This is a genomic window from Alloyangia pacifica, assembly GCF_900116195.1.
In the GTDB taxonomy this organism is placed as follows: domain Bacteria; phylum Pseudomonadota; class Alphaproteobacteria; order Rhodobacterales; family Rhodobacteraceae; genus Salipiger; species Salipiger pacificus.
In genome coordinates this window covers 365,513-380,144 of sequence record NZ_FOZW01000006.1, presented here as the reverse complement: position 1 = coordinate 380,144, position 14,632 = coordinate 365,513, and the positions used below count along the sequence as shown (strand labels likewise).

Genomic DNA, 14,632 nt, shown 5'->3' with positions numbered 1-14,632 from the left:
GCGCACGTGGACTGCCCCGGCCACGCCGACTACGTGAAGAACATGATCACCGGCGCGGCGCAGATGGACGGCGCGATCCTGGTTGTGAACGCAGCTGACGGCCCCATGCCGCAGACCCGCGAGCACATCCTTCTGGGCCGCCAGGTGGGTATCCCCGCCATGGTCGTGTTCATGAACAAGGTTGACCAGGTCGACGACGAAGAGCTGCTCGAGCTCGTCGAGATGGAAATCCGCGAACTGCTGTCGGCTTACGACTTCCCGGGCGACGACATCCCCGTCATCGCCGGCTCGGCTCTGGCCGCGATGGAAGGCCGTGATCCGGAAATCGGCGAGAACAAGATTCGCGAACTGATGGCGGCCGTGGATGAGTACATCCCGCAGCCGGCACGTGCCGTGGACCAGCCGTTCCTGATGCCGATCGAAGACGTGTTCTCGATCTCGGGCCGCGGCACCGTGGTCACCGGCCGCGTGGAGCGTGGCGTTGTGAACGTCGGCGACGAACTGGAAATCGTCGGCATCCGCGACACCAAGAAGACCACCTGCACCGGTGTGGAAATGTTCCGCAAGCTGCTCGACCGCGGTGAAGCCGGCGACAACATCGGCGCCCTGCTGCGCGGCATCGACCGCGAAGGCGTTGAGCGTGGCCAGGTTCTCTGCAAGCCGGGTTCGGTCAAGCCGCACACCAAGTTCGAAGCCGAGGTCTACATCCTGACCAAGGAAGAAGGTGGCCGTCACACGCCGTTCTTCGCGAACTACCGTCCGCAGTTCTACTTCCGCACCACCGACGTGACCGGCACCGTGACCCTCCCCGAGGGCACCGAGATGGTCATGCCCGGCGACAACCTGAAGTTCGCTGTGGAACTGATCGCTCCGATCGCCATGGAAGACGGTCTGCGCTTCGCCATCCGTGAAGGCGGCCGCACCGTCGGCTCCGGCGTCGTGTCGAAGATCATCGAGTGATCCTGCGCTGATCCGGTCCTTCCGGGACCGGTGCGTGGACATCACGAAAGGGGCCGCCCATCGGGCGGCCCCTTTTCCTTTGCAGAGGCGCTGCCGCTAGCACGGTTGCCGCGCGGACAAATCGGAAATCGGGAAATAGCAGCGCTGCGCCGGCGGTCTGGGGCTTGTCAAGCAGGTCTCTCGGACGTATACGCGCGCAACGGCCCACGGGTCGTAAAGGGCGGGGTGATTCCCCGCCTTTTAGGTTCGATGAGGGTGCGGCGATGCGCGTCCATCCTCCTCTCAACCTCAACGCCAAAAAGGACTGTTCGATGAACCAGAACATCCGTATCCGGCTCAAGGCGTTCGATTACCGCGTCCTCGATGCATCGACGCAGGAAATCGTGAACACCGCCAAGCGCACCGGCGCGACTGTTCGCGGCCCGATTCCGCTGCCGAACAAGATTGAGAAATTCACCGTTCTGCGTGGCCCGCACGTGAACAAGAAATCCCGCGATCAGTTCGAGATCCGCACGCACAAGCGTCTTCTCGACATCGTCGATCCGACCCCGCAGACCGTGGACGCGCTGATGAAGCTCGACCTGGCGGCCGGCGTGGACGTCGAGATCAAGGTGTAAGGGGGCAGATCATGTTGCGCTCTGGAGTTATCGCAAAGAAAGTCGGCATGACCCGGCTTTTCATGGAAGACGGCAAGCAGATCCCTGTGACCGTCCTCCAACTCGAAGGTTGCCAGGTCGTCGCACAGCGGACCGCTGACAAGGACGGCTACAGCGCCGTTCAGCTCGGCGCCGGTGCGGCCAAGGCCAAGAACGTGTCGAAAGCCATGCGTGGCCACTTCGCCGCCGCCAAGGTGGAACCGAAGCGGAAGATCGCGGAATTCCGCGTCGACGCAGAGAACCTCATCGCCGTCGGCGAAGAGATCTCGGCAGAGCACTACTTCGAAGGTCAGTATGTCGACGTTGCCGGCACGACCATCGGTAAGGGCTTTGCCGGTGCAATGAAGCGCCACAACTTCGGTGGTCTTCGTGCATCGCACGGCGTGTCGATCTCGCACCGTTCGCACGGTTCGACCGGTCAGTGTCAGGATCCGGGCAAGGTCTTCAAAGGCAAGAAAATGGCCGGCCACATGGGTGCCGTCCGTGTCACCACGCAGAACCTGCAGGTCGTGAAGACCGATGCCGATCGCGGCATCATCATGATCAAGGGCGCGGTGCCGGGCTCCAAAGGCGGCTGGGTGACCATCAAGGACGCCGTGAAGAAGCCGTTCCCCGAGAACGCTGCTCTGCCGGCCGGCCTGAAATCCGCTGCAGCTCCGGCCGCAGCCGAAGAGAAGGAAGGCGACGAATGAAACTCGACGTGATCAAACTCGACGGCGGTGCCGCGGGCGAAGTCGAGCTGACGGACGCGATCTTTGATCTCGAGCCGCGCGCCGACATTCTGCACCGTGTGGTTCGCTGGCAGCGTAACAAGGCCCAGGCCGGTACGCACAAGGTCAAGACCCGCTCGGAAGTGAGCTACTCGACCAAGAAGATCTATCGCCAGAAGGGCACCGGCGGCGCACGCCACGGCTCCCGCAAGGCGCCGATCTTCCGCAAGGGTGGTATCTACAAGGGTCCGACCCCGCGCAGCCACGCGCATGACCTGCCCAAGAAGGTCCGCGCTCTCGGCCTCAAGCTGGCGCTCTCGGCGAAAGCCAAGACTGGCTCGCTCGTGATCATCGAGAACGCAGAGACCGACGGCAAGACCAAGACGCTGGCGGCACAGGTGAAGAGCCTGGGCTGGAAGCGCGCTCTGGTGATCGACGGTGCCGCAGTGAACGAGGGCTTTGCCCGCGCCGCCGCGAACATCGAAGGTCTGGACGTGCTGCCCTCCGTCGGCGCCAACGTGTATGACATCCTCAAGCGTGACACCCTGGTGATCACCAAGGCGGGTGTCGAAGCTCTGGAGGCTCGACTGAAATGACCGCTAAGGCACAACACTACGACGTGATCCGCAAGCCGATCATCACCGAGAAATCCACCATGGTCGGCGAGAACGGCACCGTGGTTTTCGAAGTGGCGATCGACTCGACCAAACCCCAGGTCAAAGAGGCCGTCGAGGCGCTCTTCGGCGTGAAGGTGAAGGCGGTTAACACCACCATCACCAAGGGCAAGGTGAAGCGTTTCCGCGGCCAGATCGGCAAGCGGAACGACGTCAAGAAGGCCTATGTGACCCTCGAAGAGGGCAACACGATCGACGTGACCACCGGTCTCTGATCGTCGCCTTCGGCACCATTGGGAAAGCCCTCGCATCCGCGGGGGCTTTTTCTATTCCGCAGGGCGGGCGAGGGCAGGGCGCCTAGGCGGAAAACCCTCGGCAAATAAGGGGCCCGAGGCGGATTGCGGTCCCGGATGCGCTTGACGTCATCCGACTCTTTGACTAGAGCAGGCCATCCGCAGCAGCCCCGGATTCGTCCGGGGCTTCGCGTTTTGTCGCCGGACTTGTCCGGGGGCGTAGAGCCGGGGACCTTCGGGGCCCTAAGACACGGCCACCTTCGGGGGGCTAAACTCCGGCACATCCGATACGCGGGTGATGTCGCATTACAACGGAAGACAGAAAGCATGGCACTTAAGTCGTACAAGCCGACGACGCCGGGCCAGCGCGGGCTGGTGCTGATCGACCGTTCGGAGCTGTATAAAGGACGTCCCGTCAAGGCCCTCACCGAGGGTCTGACGAAATCGGGCGGCCGGAACAACACCGGACGGATCACCGCACGCCGCCGCGGCGGTGGCGCGAAGCGTCTTTATCGCATCGTGGACTTCAAGCGGAACAAGTTCGACGTGTCGGCCACCGTGGCCCGCATCGAATACGACCCGAACCGGACCGCATTCATCGCACTCGTCCAGTATGACGACGGCGAGCAGGCCTACATCCTGGCACCGCAGCGCCTCGCCATCGGCGACCGCGTCGTGGCGTCGGCCAAGGCCGACATCAAGCCCGGCAACGCGATGCCCTTCTCGGGCATGCCGATCGGTACCATCGTCCACAACATCGAACTGAAGCCCGGCAAGGGCGGTCAGATCGCACGCGCCGCGGGCACCTATGCCCAGTTCGTCGGCCGTGACGGTGGCTACGCTCAGATCCGCCTCTCCTCGGGCGAGCTGCGCATGGTTCGTCAGGAATGCATGGCCACCATCGGTGCCGTGTCGAACCCCGACAACTCGAACCAGAACCTCGGTAAAGCCGGTCGTAACCGCCACTACGGCAAGCGTCCGTCGGTCCGCGGCGTCGTTATGAACCCGATCGACCACCCGCACGGTGGTGGTGAGGGTCGTACCTCGGGTGGTCGTCACCCGGTGACCCCGTGGGGCAAGCCGACCAAGGGCAAGCGTACCCGCAACACCAACAAGGCGTCGCAGAAGCTGATCATCCGCTCGCGCCACGCTAAGAAGAAGGGGCGGTAATCCATGACGCGCTCTGTTTGGAAAGGCCCGTTCGTTGACGCCTACGTCCTGAAAAAGGCCGAGAAGGTTCGCGAATCCGGCAAGAACGAAGTCATCAAAATCTGGTCGCGCCGCTCGACGATCCTGCCCCAGTTCGTGGGTCTGACGTTCGCGGTCTACAACGGCCAGAAGCATGTTCCCGTCAATGTCACCGAAGACATGATCGGTCAGAAGTTCGGTGAGTACTCGCCGACCCGGACCTATTATGGCCACGCGGCTGACAAAAAAGCCAAGAGGAAGTAAGCCATGGGCAAGGATAAGAATCCCCGCCGCGTGGCGGACAACGAGGCGATGGCAAAGCTGCGCATGCTGCGCACTTCGCCGCAGAAGCTGAACCTGGTGGCCGCGCTGATCCGTGGCAAGAAGGTCGAGCGGGCCCTTACGGACCTGACCTTCTCGAAGAAGCGGATCGCCGTGGACGTGAAGAAGTGCCTTCAGTCCGCTATCGCGAACGCCGAGAACAACCACGGCCTTGACGTCGACGAACTCGTCGTCGCCGAAGCCTATGTGGGCAAGAACCTTGTGATGAAGCGCGGTCGTCCGCGTGCACGTGGTCGTTTTGGCCGCATCAACAAGCCGTTCTCGGAACTCACCATCAAGGTGCGTCAGGTCGAGGAGCAAGCCTAATGGGTAACAAGACCAATCCGATCGGCATGCGCCTCCAGGTCAACCGCACCTGGGACAGCCGCTGGTACGCCGACACCAAGGACTACGGTGATCTGCTTCTGGAAGACCTCGCGATCCGCGATTTCATCCACGAAGAGTGCAAGCAGGCCGGCGTCGCACGTGTGATCATCGAGCGTCCGCACAAGAAGTGCCGCGTTACGGTTCACACCGCACGCCCCGGCGTCATCATCGGCAAGAAAGGCGCGGACATCGAAGTCCTGCGCAAGAAGCTTGCCCAGATGACCGACTCCGAGCTGCACCTCAACATCGTTGAAGTGCGCAAGCCCGAGCTCGACGCCCGCCTCGTGGGTGAGAGCATCGCGCAGCAGCTCGAGCGCCGTGTGTCCTTCCGTCGTGCCATGAAGCGTGCCGTGCAAAACGCCATGCGCATGGGCGCCCTGGGCATCCGGGTGAACGTCGCTGGTCGTCTCGGCGGTGCCGAGATTGCTCGTACCGAATGGTATCGCGAAGGCCGTGTGCCCCTGCACACCCTGCGCGCCGACATCGATTACTCGCACGTCGAAGCCACGACCCCCTATGGTATCATCGGGATCAAGGTCTGGATCTTCAAAGGCGAGATCATGGAGCATGACCCGGCAGCCCGCGACCGCAAGTCGCAGGAACTGCAGGACGGTCCGGCTCCGCGCGGCGCCATGGGCGGCCGTCGCTGAGGAGGTTTGAGAAATGCTTCAACCGAAACGCACTAAATTCCGGAAGATGTTCAAAGGCCGCATCAAAGGTGAGGCCAAGGGCGGTTCCGACCTGAACTTCGGCCACTACGGCCTGAAGGCACTTCAGCCCGAGCGTGTGACGGCTCGTCAGATCGAAGCGGCTCGCCGCGCGATGACCCGCCACATGAAGCGTCAGGGCCGGGTCTGGATCCGTATCTTCCCGGACACCCCCGTGACCTCCAAGCCCACCGAAGTTCGTATGGGTAAGGGTAAAGGTTCCGTGGATTACTGGGCCTGCAAAGTGAAGCCGGGCCGCGTGATGTTCGAGATCGACGGTGTTCCCGAGGACGTCGCCCGCGAGGCGCTGCGTCTGGCGGCGATGAAACTGCCGATCAAGTCGCGCGTCGTGGTTCGCGAGGACTGGTAATCCCCTTGGGATGACCGCATGAAACAAGCCCCCGCCGAGCAATCGGCGGGGGTTTTCCGTTCCAACCCGTGGGGCAGGGGAGACCCGCCGCCGCAACCGCATCAGGACAGTGCCATGGCCCAGATCCGCTCTCTCTTCGCCACCCGCCTCTACCGCGCGCAGCTTTCCGAATACGGCCCAGCAATCGACGCGGACGAGCTCGAGGGCTCGTGCTATTCCATCGCCGAGGATGACGAGGCGGGCCAGGAGTGGTGCGAGGCGAACGACTACCCGGGCTACACCTCCTATGCCTCGCTGACCGATCTGCCGTGGCGCTTTCCGATCTTCGGGGACCTTGTGAAGTCGCTCGACGCCCATGTCGCGGCCTTTGCCGAGGACCTGGAGTTCGAGCTGGGCGACAAGAAGCTGGTGCTCGAGGACCTCTGGATCAACATCCTGCCCGAAGGCGGAACGCACAGCTCGCACATCCACCCGCATTCGGTGATCTCCGGCACCACCTATGTCTCGATGCCCGAGGGTGCCAGTGCCCTGAAGCTGGAAGACCCGCGCCTGCCGATGATGATGGCCGCTCCCACGCGCAAGAAGGGCTGTCGGGAAGAGCTGAAGGCCTTCGTCTATGAAGCCCCTGCGGTGGGCGACGTGCTGCTCTGGGAAAGCTGGCTGCGCCACGAGGTGCCGATGAACATGTCCGAGGACGAGCGCATCTCGGTCAGCTTCAACTACAAGTGGGAGTGATCCCGCAACTTTACGCTAGGGTTGGGGGCCTTCCTTCGGACCCCCGCTCCAGGCAGGTCTGCCATGCGCGAAGGGCCTTGTTTTACAGGGTTGTCACGGTCGGGATTCTGGCCTATATCGCGCGCTCATCCACCTCCACCGGGAATCAGGGTGACCCGTAACACGACGGGGCTCTCCGGTGATGTTGCAACAAAGGAGCGACCTTATGGACGCCAAAGAACTTGCGAACAAGACCCCGGACCAGCTCCGGGACGAGCTCGTCGCGCTGAAAAAGGAAGCGTTCAACCTGCGCTTCCAGAAGGCGACCGGCGCACTCGAGAACACCGCACGCATCCGCCAGGTGCGTCGCGACGTTGCCCGCGTCAACACCGTGCTGAACCAAAAAGCCGCCGGCGCGGCAGCAACCGAGTAAGGGAGGCTAAGACATGCCCAAGCGTATCCTGCAAGGCACCGTGACCTCCACGGCAAACGCACAGACCGTCACCGTTTCGGTCGAGCGTCGCTTCAAGCACCCGGTCATGCAAAAGACCATCCGTAAGTCCAAGAAGTACCGGGCTCACGACGAAGCTGAGAAATTCGCTGTTGGCGATACGGTCCGCATCATCGAATGCGCGCCGAAGTCCAAGACGAAGCGCTGGGAAGTCATCGCAGGAAACGTCTGGACCCCGGTCGCCTGACCGGGGTCCAGACGTTTCCTGCGATGGTGCCCAGCATCATCGAAACCCTGGGGGGTAGACCTAGAACAACCCCCAAAGGTCGGGAGAAACCAAATGATCCAGATGCAGACCAATCTGGATGTTGCTGACAATTCCGGTGCCCGGAAAGTTCAGTGCATCAAGGTCCTCGGCGGCTCGCATCGCCGCTACGCATCGGTCGGCGACATCATCGTCGTCTCGGTGAAAGAGGCCATTCCGCGCGGCCGCGTGAAGAAAGGTGACGTCCGCAAGGCCGTCGTCGTGCGCACCGCCAAGGAAGTTCGTCGTGAAGATGGCACGTCGATCCGCTTCGACCGCAACGCGGCCGTCATCCTGAACAACTCGGGCGAGCCGGTCGGCACCCGTATTTTCGGGCCGGTGGTTCGCGAACTGCGCGCGAAGAACTTCATGAAGATCATCTCGCTCGCCCCGGAGGTGCTGTAATGGCTGCTAAACTCCGCAAAGGTGACAAGGTCATCGTTCTGTCCGGCAAGGACAAGGGCAAGACCGGCACCATCGAGTCCGTCGATCCGAAAGCTGGCAAGGCTGTTGTCGGCGGCGTGAACATGGCCGTCCGTCACACTCGTCAGAGCCAGACCTCGCAGGGTGGCCGCATGCCGAAAGCCATGCCGCTCGACCTGTCGAACCTGGCGATCGTCGATGCCAACGGCAAGGCAACCCGCGTCGGCTTCCGCATGGAAGGTGACAAGAAGGTCCGCTTCGCCAAGACCACGGGGGACGTGATCGATGCTTGATACCGCGACCTACACGCCGCGTCTTAAGACGCAGTACCGCGAGTCGATCAAAGCCGCTCTCATCGAAGAGTTCGGCTACAAGAACGCGATGCAGGTTCCTGCACTCGACAAAATCGTTCTGAACATCGGCTGCGGCGCAGAAGCCGTGCGCGACTCCAAGAAGGCGAAATCCGCTCAGGAAGACCTGACGCAGATCGCCGGCCAGCTGGCCGTGACCACCAAGGCAAAGAAGTCGATCGCCGGCTTCCGTGTTCGCGAGGACATGCCGCTCGGTGCGAAGGTCACGCTGCGTGGTGACCGGATGTACGACTTCCTCGATCGCCTGATCAACATCGCGATGCCGCGTATCCGCGACTTCCGTGGTGTGAAGCCGTCCTTCGACGGCCGTGGCAACTTCGCCATGGGCATCAAGGAGCACATCGTGTTCCCCGAAATCGAATTCGACAAGGTCGATGAGGTTTGGGGTATCGACGTGATCATCACCACGACCGCCGCAACCGACGCGGAAGCCAAGGCGCTGTTGAAGCATTTCAACATGCCCTTCAACGCCTGAGGAGCGAGACACATGGCCAAAAAATCCATGATCGAACGCGAAAAGAAGCGTCAGAAGCTGGTGGAGCAATACGCCGCCAAGCGCGCCGCTCTGAAAGAGATCGCGAACGACGAAACCAAACCGATGGAAGAGCGCTTCAAGGCTCGCCTTGATCTGGCGAAACTGCCGCGCAACTCCTCGCCGACCCGTCTGCACAACCGTTGCCAACTGACCGGTCGTCCCCATGCCTACTACCGCAAGCTGAAGATCAGCCGTATCGCCCTGCGCGAGCTCGGCTCGAACGGTCAGCTTCCCGGTGTGGTCAAGTCGAGCTGGTAAGGAGGGTATACGATGAACGATCCTATCGGCGATATGCTCACCCGTATCCGTAACGCGCAGATGCGTGGCAAGTCGACCGTGTCGACCCCCGCCTCGAAACTGCGTGGCTGGGTGCTCGACGTCCTCAAGGACGAAGGCTACATCCGCGGCTACGAAAAAGGCACCGACGAGCGCGGCCACGGCACGCTCGAAATCAGCCTGAAGTACTTCGACGGCACCCCCGTCATTCGCGAACTGAAGCGGGTCTCCAAGCCCGGTCGTCGCGTCTACATGGGTGTCAGTGACATCCCGCAGGTCCGCCAGGGCCTCGGTCTGTCGATTGTCAGCACGCCGAAGGGCGTGATGTCGGACGCAAACGCCCGCGCTGCCAATGTTGGTGGCGAGGTGCTCTGCACGGTCTTCTAAGGAGGGGCTTATGTCTCGTATTGGTAAAAAACCGGTCGAGCTGCCGTCGGGTGTTTCCGCATCCGTCTCCGGCCAGACCGTCGAAGTGAAGGGCCCGAAAGGCACCCAGACCTTCAACGCGACCGACGACGTGACCATCGCGGTCGAGGACAACGTCATCACTGTGGCGCCGCGCGGCAACTCCAAGCGCGCCCGCCAGCAGTGGGGCATGTCCCGCACGGTGATCGCGAACATGGTGCACGGTGTTCAGAACACCTTCAAGAAAGAGCTCGAGATCCAGGGTGTGGGTTACCGCGCCGCGGTCCAGGGCTCGACCCTGAAGCTGAACCTCGGCTACAGCCACGATGTGAACTTCGACATCCCCGCCGGCATCACGGTCACCACGCCGAAGCCGACCGAGATCATCGTCGAAGGTCATGATCTCCAGGAAGTCGGTCAGGTTGCGGCGAACATCCGCGACTGGCGCCGCCCCGAGCCCTACAAAGGCAAGGGTATTCGCTACAAAGGCGAATACATCTTCGCCAAGGAAGGCAAGAAGAAGTAAGGACGCGAAAAATGGCACTCAGCAAACGGGAACTGTTCCTCAAGCGCCGCCTGCGCGTCCGGAACAAGCTTCGCAAGGTCAACGCCGGGCGTGTTCGCCTGTCGGTGCACCGCTCGAACAAGAACATCAGCGTGCAGCTGATCGACGACATCCAGGGCGTGACCCTGGCCGCAGCCTCCTCGCTCGAGAAGGATCTGGGCGTCGTCGGCAAAGGCACCGTGGAAGCTGCCCAGAAGGTCGGCGCCGCGATTGCCGAGCGCGCGAAGAAAGCCGGTGTGGAAGAAGCCTACTTCGACCGCGGCGGTTTCCTCTTCCACGGTCGCGTCAAGGCTCTGGCCGACGCAGCCCGCGAAGCAGGTCTGAAAATCTGATCGTCGCGGCGGGTGCGCCCGCCGCATGATCGACAATCCGCAAGGCGGGGCTCGTACCCGCCTTGCGCTTTTGCAGGCGGAGACGCCTCGATGATCCGGGATCGGTTCCGACATTGTGCGGCGATCACCTGGATTGGTCCAATCGGTGCCGATGTGGCCCGGGCTCTGTTTCGGTCCGCCACGCGCCAACCTGAGAAAAGGGATGCCTGATGGCAGAACGTGAAAACCGCCGCGGGAACCGTCGCGAACGCGAGGAAGCCCCGGAATTCGCAGATCGCCTTGTCGCGATCAACCGCGTGTCCAAAACCGTCAAGGGCGGTAAGCGTTTCGGCTTCGCCGCGCTCGTCGTCGTCGGCGACCAGAAGGGCCGCGTCGGCTTTGGCAAGGGCAAGGCCAAGGAGGTCCCCGAGGCCATCCGCAAAGCCACCGAGCAAGCCAAGCGCAAGATGATTCGCGTGCCGCTGCGCGAAGGCCGCACTCTGCACCACGACATCGAAGGTCGCCACGGCGCTGGCCGCGTGGTCATGCGCACCGCGCCGACCGGTACCGGGATCATCGCCGGTGGTCCGATGCGTGCTGTGTTCGAGATGCTGGGCGTGCACGACGTGGTCGCCAAGTCGATCGGTTCGCAGAACCCCTACAACATGATCCGCGCCACGCTGAACGCGCTGGAAAAGGTCAACTCGCCCCGCAGCGTCGCCCAGCGTCGCGGCAAGAAGGTGGCAGACATCCTTCCCAAGCGTGACGAGGCCCCCGCGGAATCGTCGCAAGTGGCTGAGGAGGCCTGAGATCCATGGCTAAGACCATCGTTGTGAAGCAGATCGGCTCGCCGATCCGTCGCCCCGCCATCCAGCGCCAGACGCTGATCGGCCTGGGCCTGAACAAGATGAACAAGACCCGCGAGCTTGAAGACACCCCCGCCGTGCGCGGCATGGTCAACAAGATCCCGCACCTGGTCGAGATCGTCGAAGAGCGCGGCTAAGCGTTTCTTCAACCGATTTGGAAACGCCCCGGCATCGCGCCGGGGCGTTTTCGTTTTCTCTGGGCCGATTTTGCACTGAGCTGATTTTGCACTGAGGCTATTTTGCACTGAGGCTATTTTGCACAGAGCCGACGCGGGGCAGGGGATCAAATCTCTTCGAAGAGATTTGCAAAAGCCTTCGGAGGCTTTTGGTCACCCTTTACCGAATTTTCACCAATTTCCCCTGAAACTCGGCGCTGACGCCACGCGGGCCCGGAACCTCGGGCTAGTCTCTTGCACCCTGCGGCCACCAGCGCTATACGCCCCCGGTGGTCGGCTCCCCGAGTCTGGCTCCGAATCCTTAATCGTCTAATGCCGTGGTTGTCCCATCCGTCGCTTGGGGGGCACATCCGGCAAGGAGAAGCGACATGAAACTGCACGAACTGCGCGACAACGCGGGCGCAACCCGCACCAAGAAACGCATCGGCCGCGGCCCGGGCTCCGGCAAGGGCAAGATGGGTGGCCGTGGTATCAAGGGTCAGAAGTCCCGCTCGGGTGTGGCCATCAATGGCTACGAAGGCGGCCAGATGCCCCTCTACCAGCGTCTTCCGAAGCGCGGCTTCAACAAGCCGAACCGGAAGTCCTACGCTGTTGTGAACCTCGGCCTGATCCAGAAGTTCGTCGAGGCCGGCAAGCTCGAGGCCGCTTCGATCAACGAGGACACCCTGGTTTCGTCCGGCCTGGTGCGCCGCAAGCTCGACGGCATCCGCGTTCTCGCGAAAGGTGACGTCTCCACCGCCCTCACCATCGAGGTGACCGGCGCTTCGAAAGCCGCTGTCGAGGCGGTCGAGAAGGCAGGTGGCGCGCTGAAGACCGCAGTCGCGGCTGAATAAGCGGGTTGTGAGCGGTCGCTGAGCCGCTTACATAAGGCCCCATGTTTTCCACGAACGCCGCCGGAGCCGGAAAGCGCCCCGGCGGCGTTTCGTCTGAGAGAGGACCCTCATGGCATCCGCTGTGGAACAAATGGCCGCCAATACCAGCTGGGCGGCGCTCGGCAAGGCGACGGACCTTCGCAACCGCATCTTCTTCACGCTGGGGCTGCTGGTCGTCTACCGACTCGGCACCTACATCCCCGTCCCCGGCATCGACGGCACCGCGCTGCGCCAGTTCATGGAGCAGGCCGGTCAAGGCATCGGCGGCATGGTGTCGATGTTCACCGGTGGCGCGCTGGGACGCATGGGCATCTTTGCCCTCGGCATCATGCCCTACATCTCTGCCTCGATCATCGTTCAGCTCCTGACGGCCATGGTGCCGGCGCTCGAGCAGCTGAAGAAAGAGGGCGAGCAGGGCCGCAAGAAGATCAACCAATACACGCGCTACGGCACCGTCGCGCTGGCGCTGTTCCAGGCCTACGGCCTCGCGGTCAGCCTCGAGGCCGGCGATCTCGCCCATGATCCGGGTTGGTACTTCCGCGCCGCCGTGGTGATCACCCTCGTGGGTGGCACGATGTTCCTGATGTGGCTGGGCGAGCAGATCACCGCCCGCGGCATCGGCAACGGCATCTCTCTCATCATCTTCGTCGGCATCATCGCCGAGATCCCCGCAGCCTTGGCGCAGTTCTTCGCCTCCGGCCGCTCGGGCGCGATCTCGCCCGCGGTGATTGTCGGGGTGATCCTCATGGTCGTTGCGGTGATCATGTTCGTGGTGTTCATGGAACGGGCGCTGCGCAAGATCACCATCCAGTACCCGCGCCGCCAGGTCGGCATGCGGATGACCGAGGCTCAGCAGTCGCACCTGCCGATCAAGGTGAACCCGGCGGGCGTGATCCCGGCGATCTTCGCCAGCTCGCTGCTGCTTCTGCCGACCACGATCGCGACGTTCAGCCAGGCCGGCTCCACCGGTCCGATCATGTCGACGATCCTTGCCTACTTCGGCCCGGGCCAGCCGCTCTACCTGCTGTTCTTCGCGGCCATGATCGTCTTCTTCGCCTACTTCTACACGCACAACGTGTCGTTCAAGACGGATGAAGTTGCCGACAACCTGAAGAACCAGAACGGCTTCATTCCCGGCATCCGCCCGGGTAAGCGGACCGCAGAGCACCTCGAATACGTGGTCAACCGCGTGCTCGTTCTCGGCGCGGCCTACCTGACCTTGGTCTGCCTGCTGCCCGAGATCCTGCGCTCGCAGTTCGCGATCCCGTTCTACTTCGGCGGCACCTCGGTGCTGATCGTGGTCTCGGTGACCATGGACACGATCCAGCAGGTCCAGAGCCACCTGCTCGCACATCAATACGAAGGCCTGATCCAGAAGTCGCAGCTGCGCGGCAAGGGCAAGGCACGCAAACGGAAGGGACCCGCACGGCGATGAACATCATTCTTCTTGGACCGCCCGGCGCAGGCAAAGGGACACAGGCCCGGATCCTCGTTGAAGACCGCGGCATGATCCAGCTCTCGACCGGCGACATGCTGCGCGAAGCCAAGGACAGCGGCACCGAGATGGGCAAGAAGGTCGCCGACGTGATGGCCCGCGGCGAGCTCGTCACCGACGAGATCGTCATCGGCCTGATCCGCGAGAAGCTCGAGGCGAAGCCCTCGGCCGGCTATATCTTCGACGGCTTCCCGCGCACGCTGAAGCAGGCCGATGCGCTGGCGGAGCTGCTCGAGGAGCAGGGTCAGACGCTGGACCGCGTGGTCGAGCTGCGGGTGAACGACGACGCGCTGGTGGAGCGGATCACCGCGCGGTCGACCTGCGGCAGCTGTGGTGAGGTCTACAACGACATCACCAAGCCGATCCCGGCCGACGGCAAATGCACCGTCTGCGGCGGCACCGAGTTCAAGCGGCGCGCTGACGACAATGCCCAGGCTCTGCAGAAGCGCCTGATGGAGTACTACAAGCAGACCTCGCCGCTGATCGGCTACTACTACGCAAAGGGGCAGCACACCCGCGTGGATGGTCTGGGTGAGATCGGCGACGTGAAGGCCGCCATCGCCTCGAAGCTCGACTGAGCCTTTTCTTCTCCGGGACCGCACGCCAAGGCTTTGGCGGAGGCGTCCCGGGGAAGCCCGCGACAGCGGACGGGGGCAAAGCCC

The 14,632-nt window shown here is 62.8% G+C and carries 25 protein-coding genes; all 25 read left to right on the top strand.

Annotation, left to right across the window (positions count from 1 at the left end):
• Nucleotides 1-960, top strand: a 960-nt coding sequence (gene tuf / locus BM397_RS15135) for an elongation factor Tu (protein WP_092567404.1), incomplete at its 5' end; no start/stop codon positions are given.
• 311 nt (nt 961-1,271) lie between these two features.
• Nucleotides 1,272-1,577: a 30S ribosomal protein S10 gene (gene rpsJ / locus BM397_RS15130; protein ID WP_066104052.1), complete on the top strand. Its 306-nt coding sequence runs from the start codon at nt 1,272-1,274 to the stop codon at nt 1,575-1,577.
• A gap of 11 nt (nt 1,578-1,588) precedes the next feature.
• Complete coding sequence (rplC, locus tag BM397_RS15125) at nt 1,589-2,308, top strand: 50S ribosomal protein L3 (RefSeq protein ID WP_092424764.1); 720 nt, start codon at nt 1,589-1,591, stop codon at nt 2,306-2,308.
• Entirely contained in the window at nt 2,305-2,922 is a 618-nt protein-coding gene (rplD, locus tag BM397_RS15120; RefSeq protein ID WP_092424766.1) for a 50S ribosomal protein L4, read from the top strand. Before rplC ends, rplD begins: the two co-directional genes overlap by 4 nt.
• Complete coding sequence (locus BM397_RS15115) at nt 2,919-3,215, top strand: 50S ribosomal protein L23 (protein ID WP_092424768.1); 297 nt, start codon at nt 2,919-2,921, stop codon at nt 3,213-3,215. Before rplD ends, BM397_RS15115 begins: the two co-directional genes overlap by 4 nt.
• A 345-nt stretch (nt 3,216-3,560) precedes the next feature.
• Nucleotides 3,561-4,403 (top strand): 50S ribosomal protein L2, encoded by an 843-nt coding sequence (rplB, locus tag BM397_RS15110; protein WP_066104062.1) that lies wholly within the window; start codon nt 3,561-3,563, stop codon nt 4,401-4,403.
• 3 nt (nt 4,404-4,406) lie between these two features.
• Nucleotides 4,407-4,685 (top strand): 30S ribosomal protein S19, encoded by a 279-nt coding sequence (rpsS, locus tag BM397_RS15105; protein WP_092424770.1) that lies wholly within the window; start codon nt 4,407-4,409, stop codon nt 4,683-4,685.
• A gap of 3 nt (nt 4,686-4,688) precedes the next feature.
• Nucleotides 4,689-5,069, top strand: a complete 381-nt coding sequence (gene rplV / locus BM397_RS15100; protein WP_092424772.1) for a 50S ribosomal protein L22 — start codon at nt 4,689-4,691, stop codon at nt 5,067-5,069.
• Nucleotides 5,069-5,779 (top strand): 30S ribosomal protein S3, encoded by a 711-nt coding sequence (rpsC, locus tag BM397_RS15095; RefSeq protein WP_092424774.1) that lies wholly within the window; start codon nt 5,069-5,071, stop codon nt 5,777-5,779. The genes rplV and rpsC overlap by 1 nt, the downstream gene beginning before the upstream one ends.
• Nucleotides 5,780-5,792: 13 nt before the next feature.
• The gene (rplP, locus tag BM397_RS15090) at nt 5,793-6,206 is read left to right on the top strand and encodes a 50S ribosomal protein L16 (protein ID WP_092424776.1); all 414 of its coding nucleotides are present in this window, start codon (nt 5,793-5,795) and stop codon (nt 6,204-6,206) included.
• A 114-nt stretch (nt 6,207-6,320) separates the two neighbouring features.
• Nucleotides 6,321-6,941 carry a 2OG-Fe(II) oxygenase family protein gene (locus BM397_RS15085; protein ID WP_092424778.1) on the top strand — a complete coding sequence of 207 codons (621 nt, stop codon included), beginning with the start codon at nt 6,321-6,323 and terminating at the stop codon, nt 6,939-6,941.
• 205 nt (nt 6,942-7,146) lie between these two features.
• Complete coding sequence (gene rpmC, locus BM397_RS15080; RefSeq protein WP_066104080.1) at nt 7,147-7,353, top strand: 50S ribosomal protein L29; 207 nt, start codon at nt 7,147-7,149, stop codon at nt 7,351-7,353.
• A 13-nt stretch (nt 7,354-7,366) separates the two neighbouring features.
• Entirely contained in the window at nt 7,367-7,618 is a 252-nt protein-coding gene (rpsQ, locus tag BM397_RS15075; protein ID WP_092424780.1) for a 30S ribosomal protein S17, read from the top strand.
• Nucleotides 7,619-7,711: 93 nt separating this feature from the next.
• A complete protein-coding gene (rplN, locus tag BM397_RS15070; protein WP_005854833.1) occupies nt 7,712-8,080 on the top strand; it encodes a 50S ribosomal protein L14 in 369 nt (122 codons plus the stop codon).
• On the top strand, nt 8,080-8,391 hold the full coding sequence (gene rplX, locus BM397_RS15065; protein ID WP_092424782.1) for a 50S ribosomal protein L24: 312 nt from the start codon (nt 8,080-8,082) through the stop codon (nt 8,389-8,391). The genes rplN and rplX overlap by 1 nt, the downstream gene beginning before the upstream one ends.
• Nucleotides 8,384-8,944 carry a 50S ribosomal protein L5 gene (gene rplE, locus BM397_RS15060; protein ID WP_092424784.1) on the top strand — a complete coding sequence of 187 codons (561 nt, stop codon included), beginning with the start codon at nt 8,384-8,386 and terminating at the stop codon, nt 8,942-8,944. Before rplX ends, rplE begins: the two co-directional genes overlap by 8 nt.
• 12 nt (nt 8,945-8,956) lie before the next feature.
• Nucleotides 8,957-9,262: a 30S ribosomal protein S14 gene (rpsN, locus tag BM397_RS15055; protein ID WP_092424786.1), complete on the top strand. Its 306-nt coding sequence runs from the start codon at nt 8,957-8,959 to the stop codon at nt 9,260-9,262.
• A 12-nt stretch (nt 9,263-9,274) separates the two neighbouring features.
• On the top strand, nt 9,275-9,667 hold the full coding sequence (gene rpsH, locus BM397_RS15050) for a 30S ribosomal protein S8 (RefSeq protein WP_092424788.1): 393 nt from the start codon (nt 9,275-9,277) through the stop codon (nt 9,665-9,667).
• A gap of 10 nt (nt 9,668-9,677) precedes the next feature.
• Nucleotides 9,678-10,211, top strand: coding sequence for a 50S ribosomal protein L6 (rplF, locus tag BM397_RS15045; protein ID WP_092424790.1), 534 nt, complete (start codon nt 9,678-9,680; stop codon nt 10,209-10,211).
• An 11-nt stretch (nt 10,212-10,222) separates the two neighbouring features.
• Complete coding sequence (gene rplR / locus BM397_RS15040) at nt 10,223-10,582, top strand: 50S ribosomal protein L18 (RefSeq protein WP_092424792.1); 360 nt, start codon at nt 10,223-10,225, stop codon at nt 10,580-10,582.
• A gap of 209 nt (nt 10,583-10,791) precedes the next feature.
• Complete coding sequence (gene rpsE / locus BM397_RS15035) at nt 10,792-11,370, top strand: 30S ribosomal protein S5 (RefSeq protein WP_092424794.1); 579 nt, start codon at nt 10,792-10,794, stop codon at nt 11,368-11,370.
• A gap of 5 nt (nt 11,371-11,375) precedes the next feature.
• The gene (gene rpmD, locus BM397_RS15030) at nt 11,376-11,564 is read left to right on the top strand and encodes a 50S ribosomal protein L30 (protein ID WP_092424796.1); all 189 of its coding nucleotides are present in this window, start codon (nt 11,376-11,378) and stop codon (nt 11,562-11,564) included.
• A 407-nt stretch (nt 11,565-11,971) separates the two neighbouring features.
• Entirely contained in the window at nt 11,972-12,436 is a 465-nt protein-coding gene (rplO, locus tag BM397_RS15025) for a 50S ribosomal protein L15 (RefSeq protein WP_092424798.1), read from the top strand.
• A 109-nt stretch (nt 12,437-12,545) separates the two neighbouring features.
• Nucleotides 12,546-13,910: a preprotein translocase subunit SecY gene (gene secY / locus BM397_RS15020; protein WP_092424800.1), complete on the top strand. Its 1,365-nt coding sequence runs from the start codon at nt 12,546-12,548 to the stop codon at nt 13,908-13,910.
• Nucleotides 13,907-14,548, top strand: coding sequence for an adenylate kinase (locus tag BM397_RS15015; RefSeq protein WP_092424802.1), 642 nt, complete (start codon nt 13,907-13,909; stop codon nt 14,546-14,548). The genes secY and BM397_RS15015 overlap by 4 nt, the downstream gene beginning before the upstream one ends.
• The last annotated feature ends 84 nt before the right edge of the window (nt 14,549-14,632 follow it).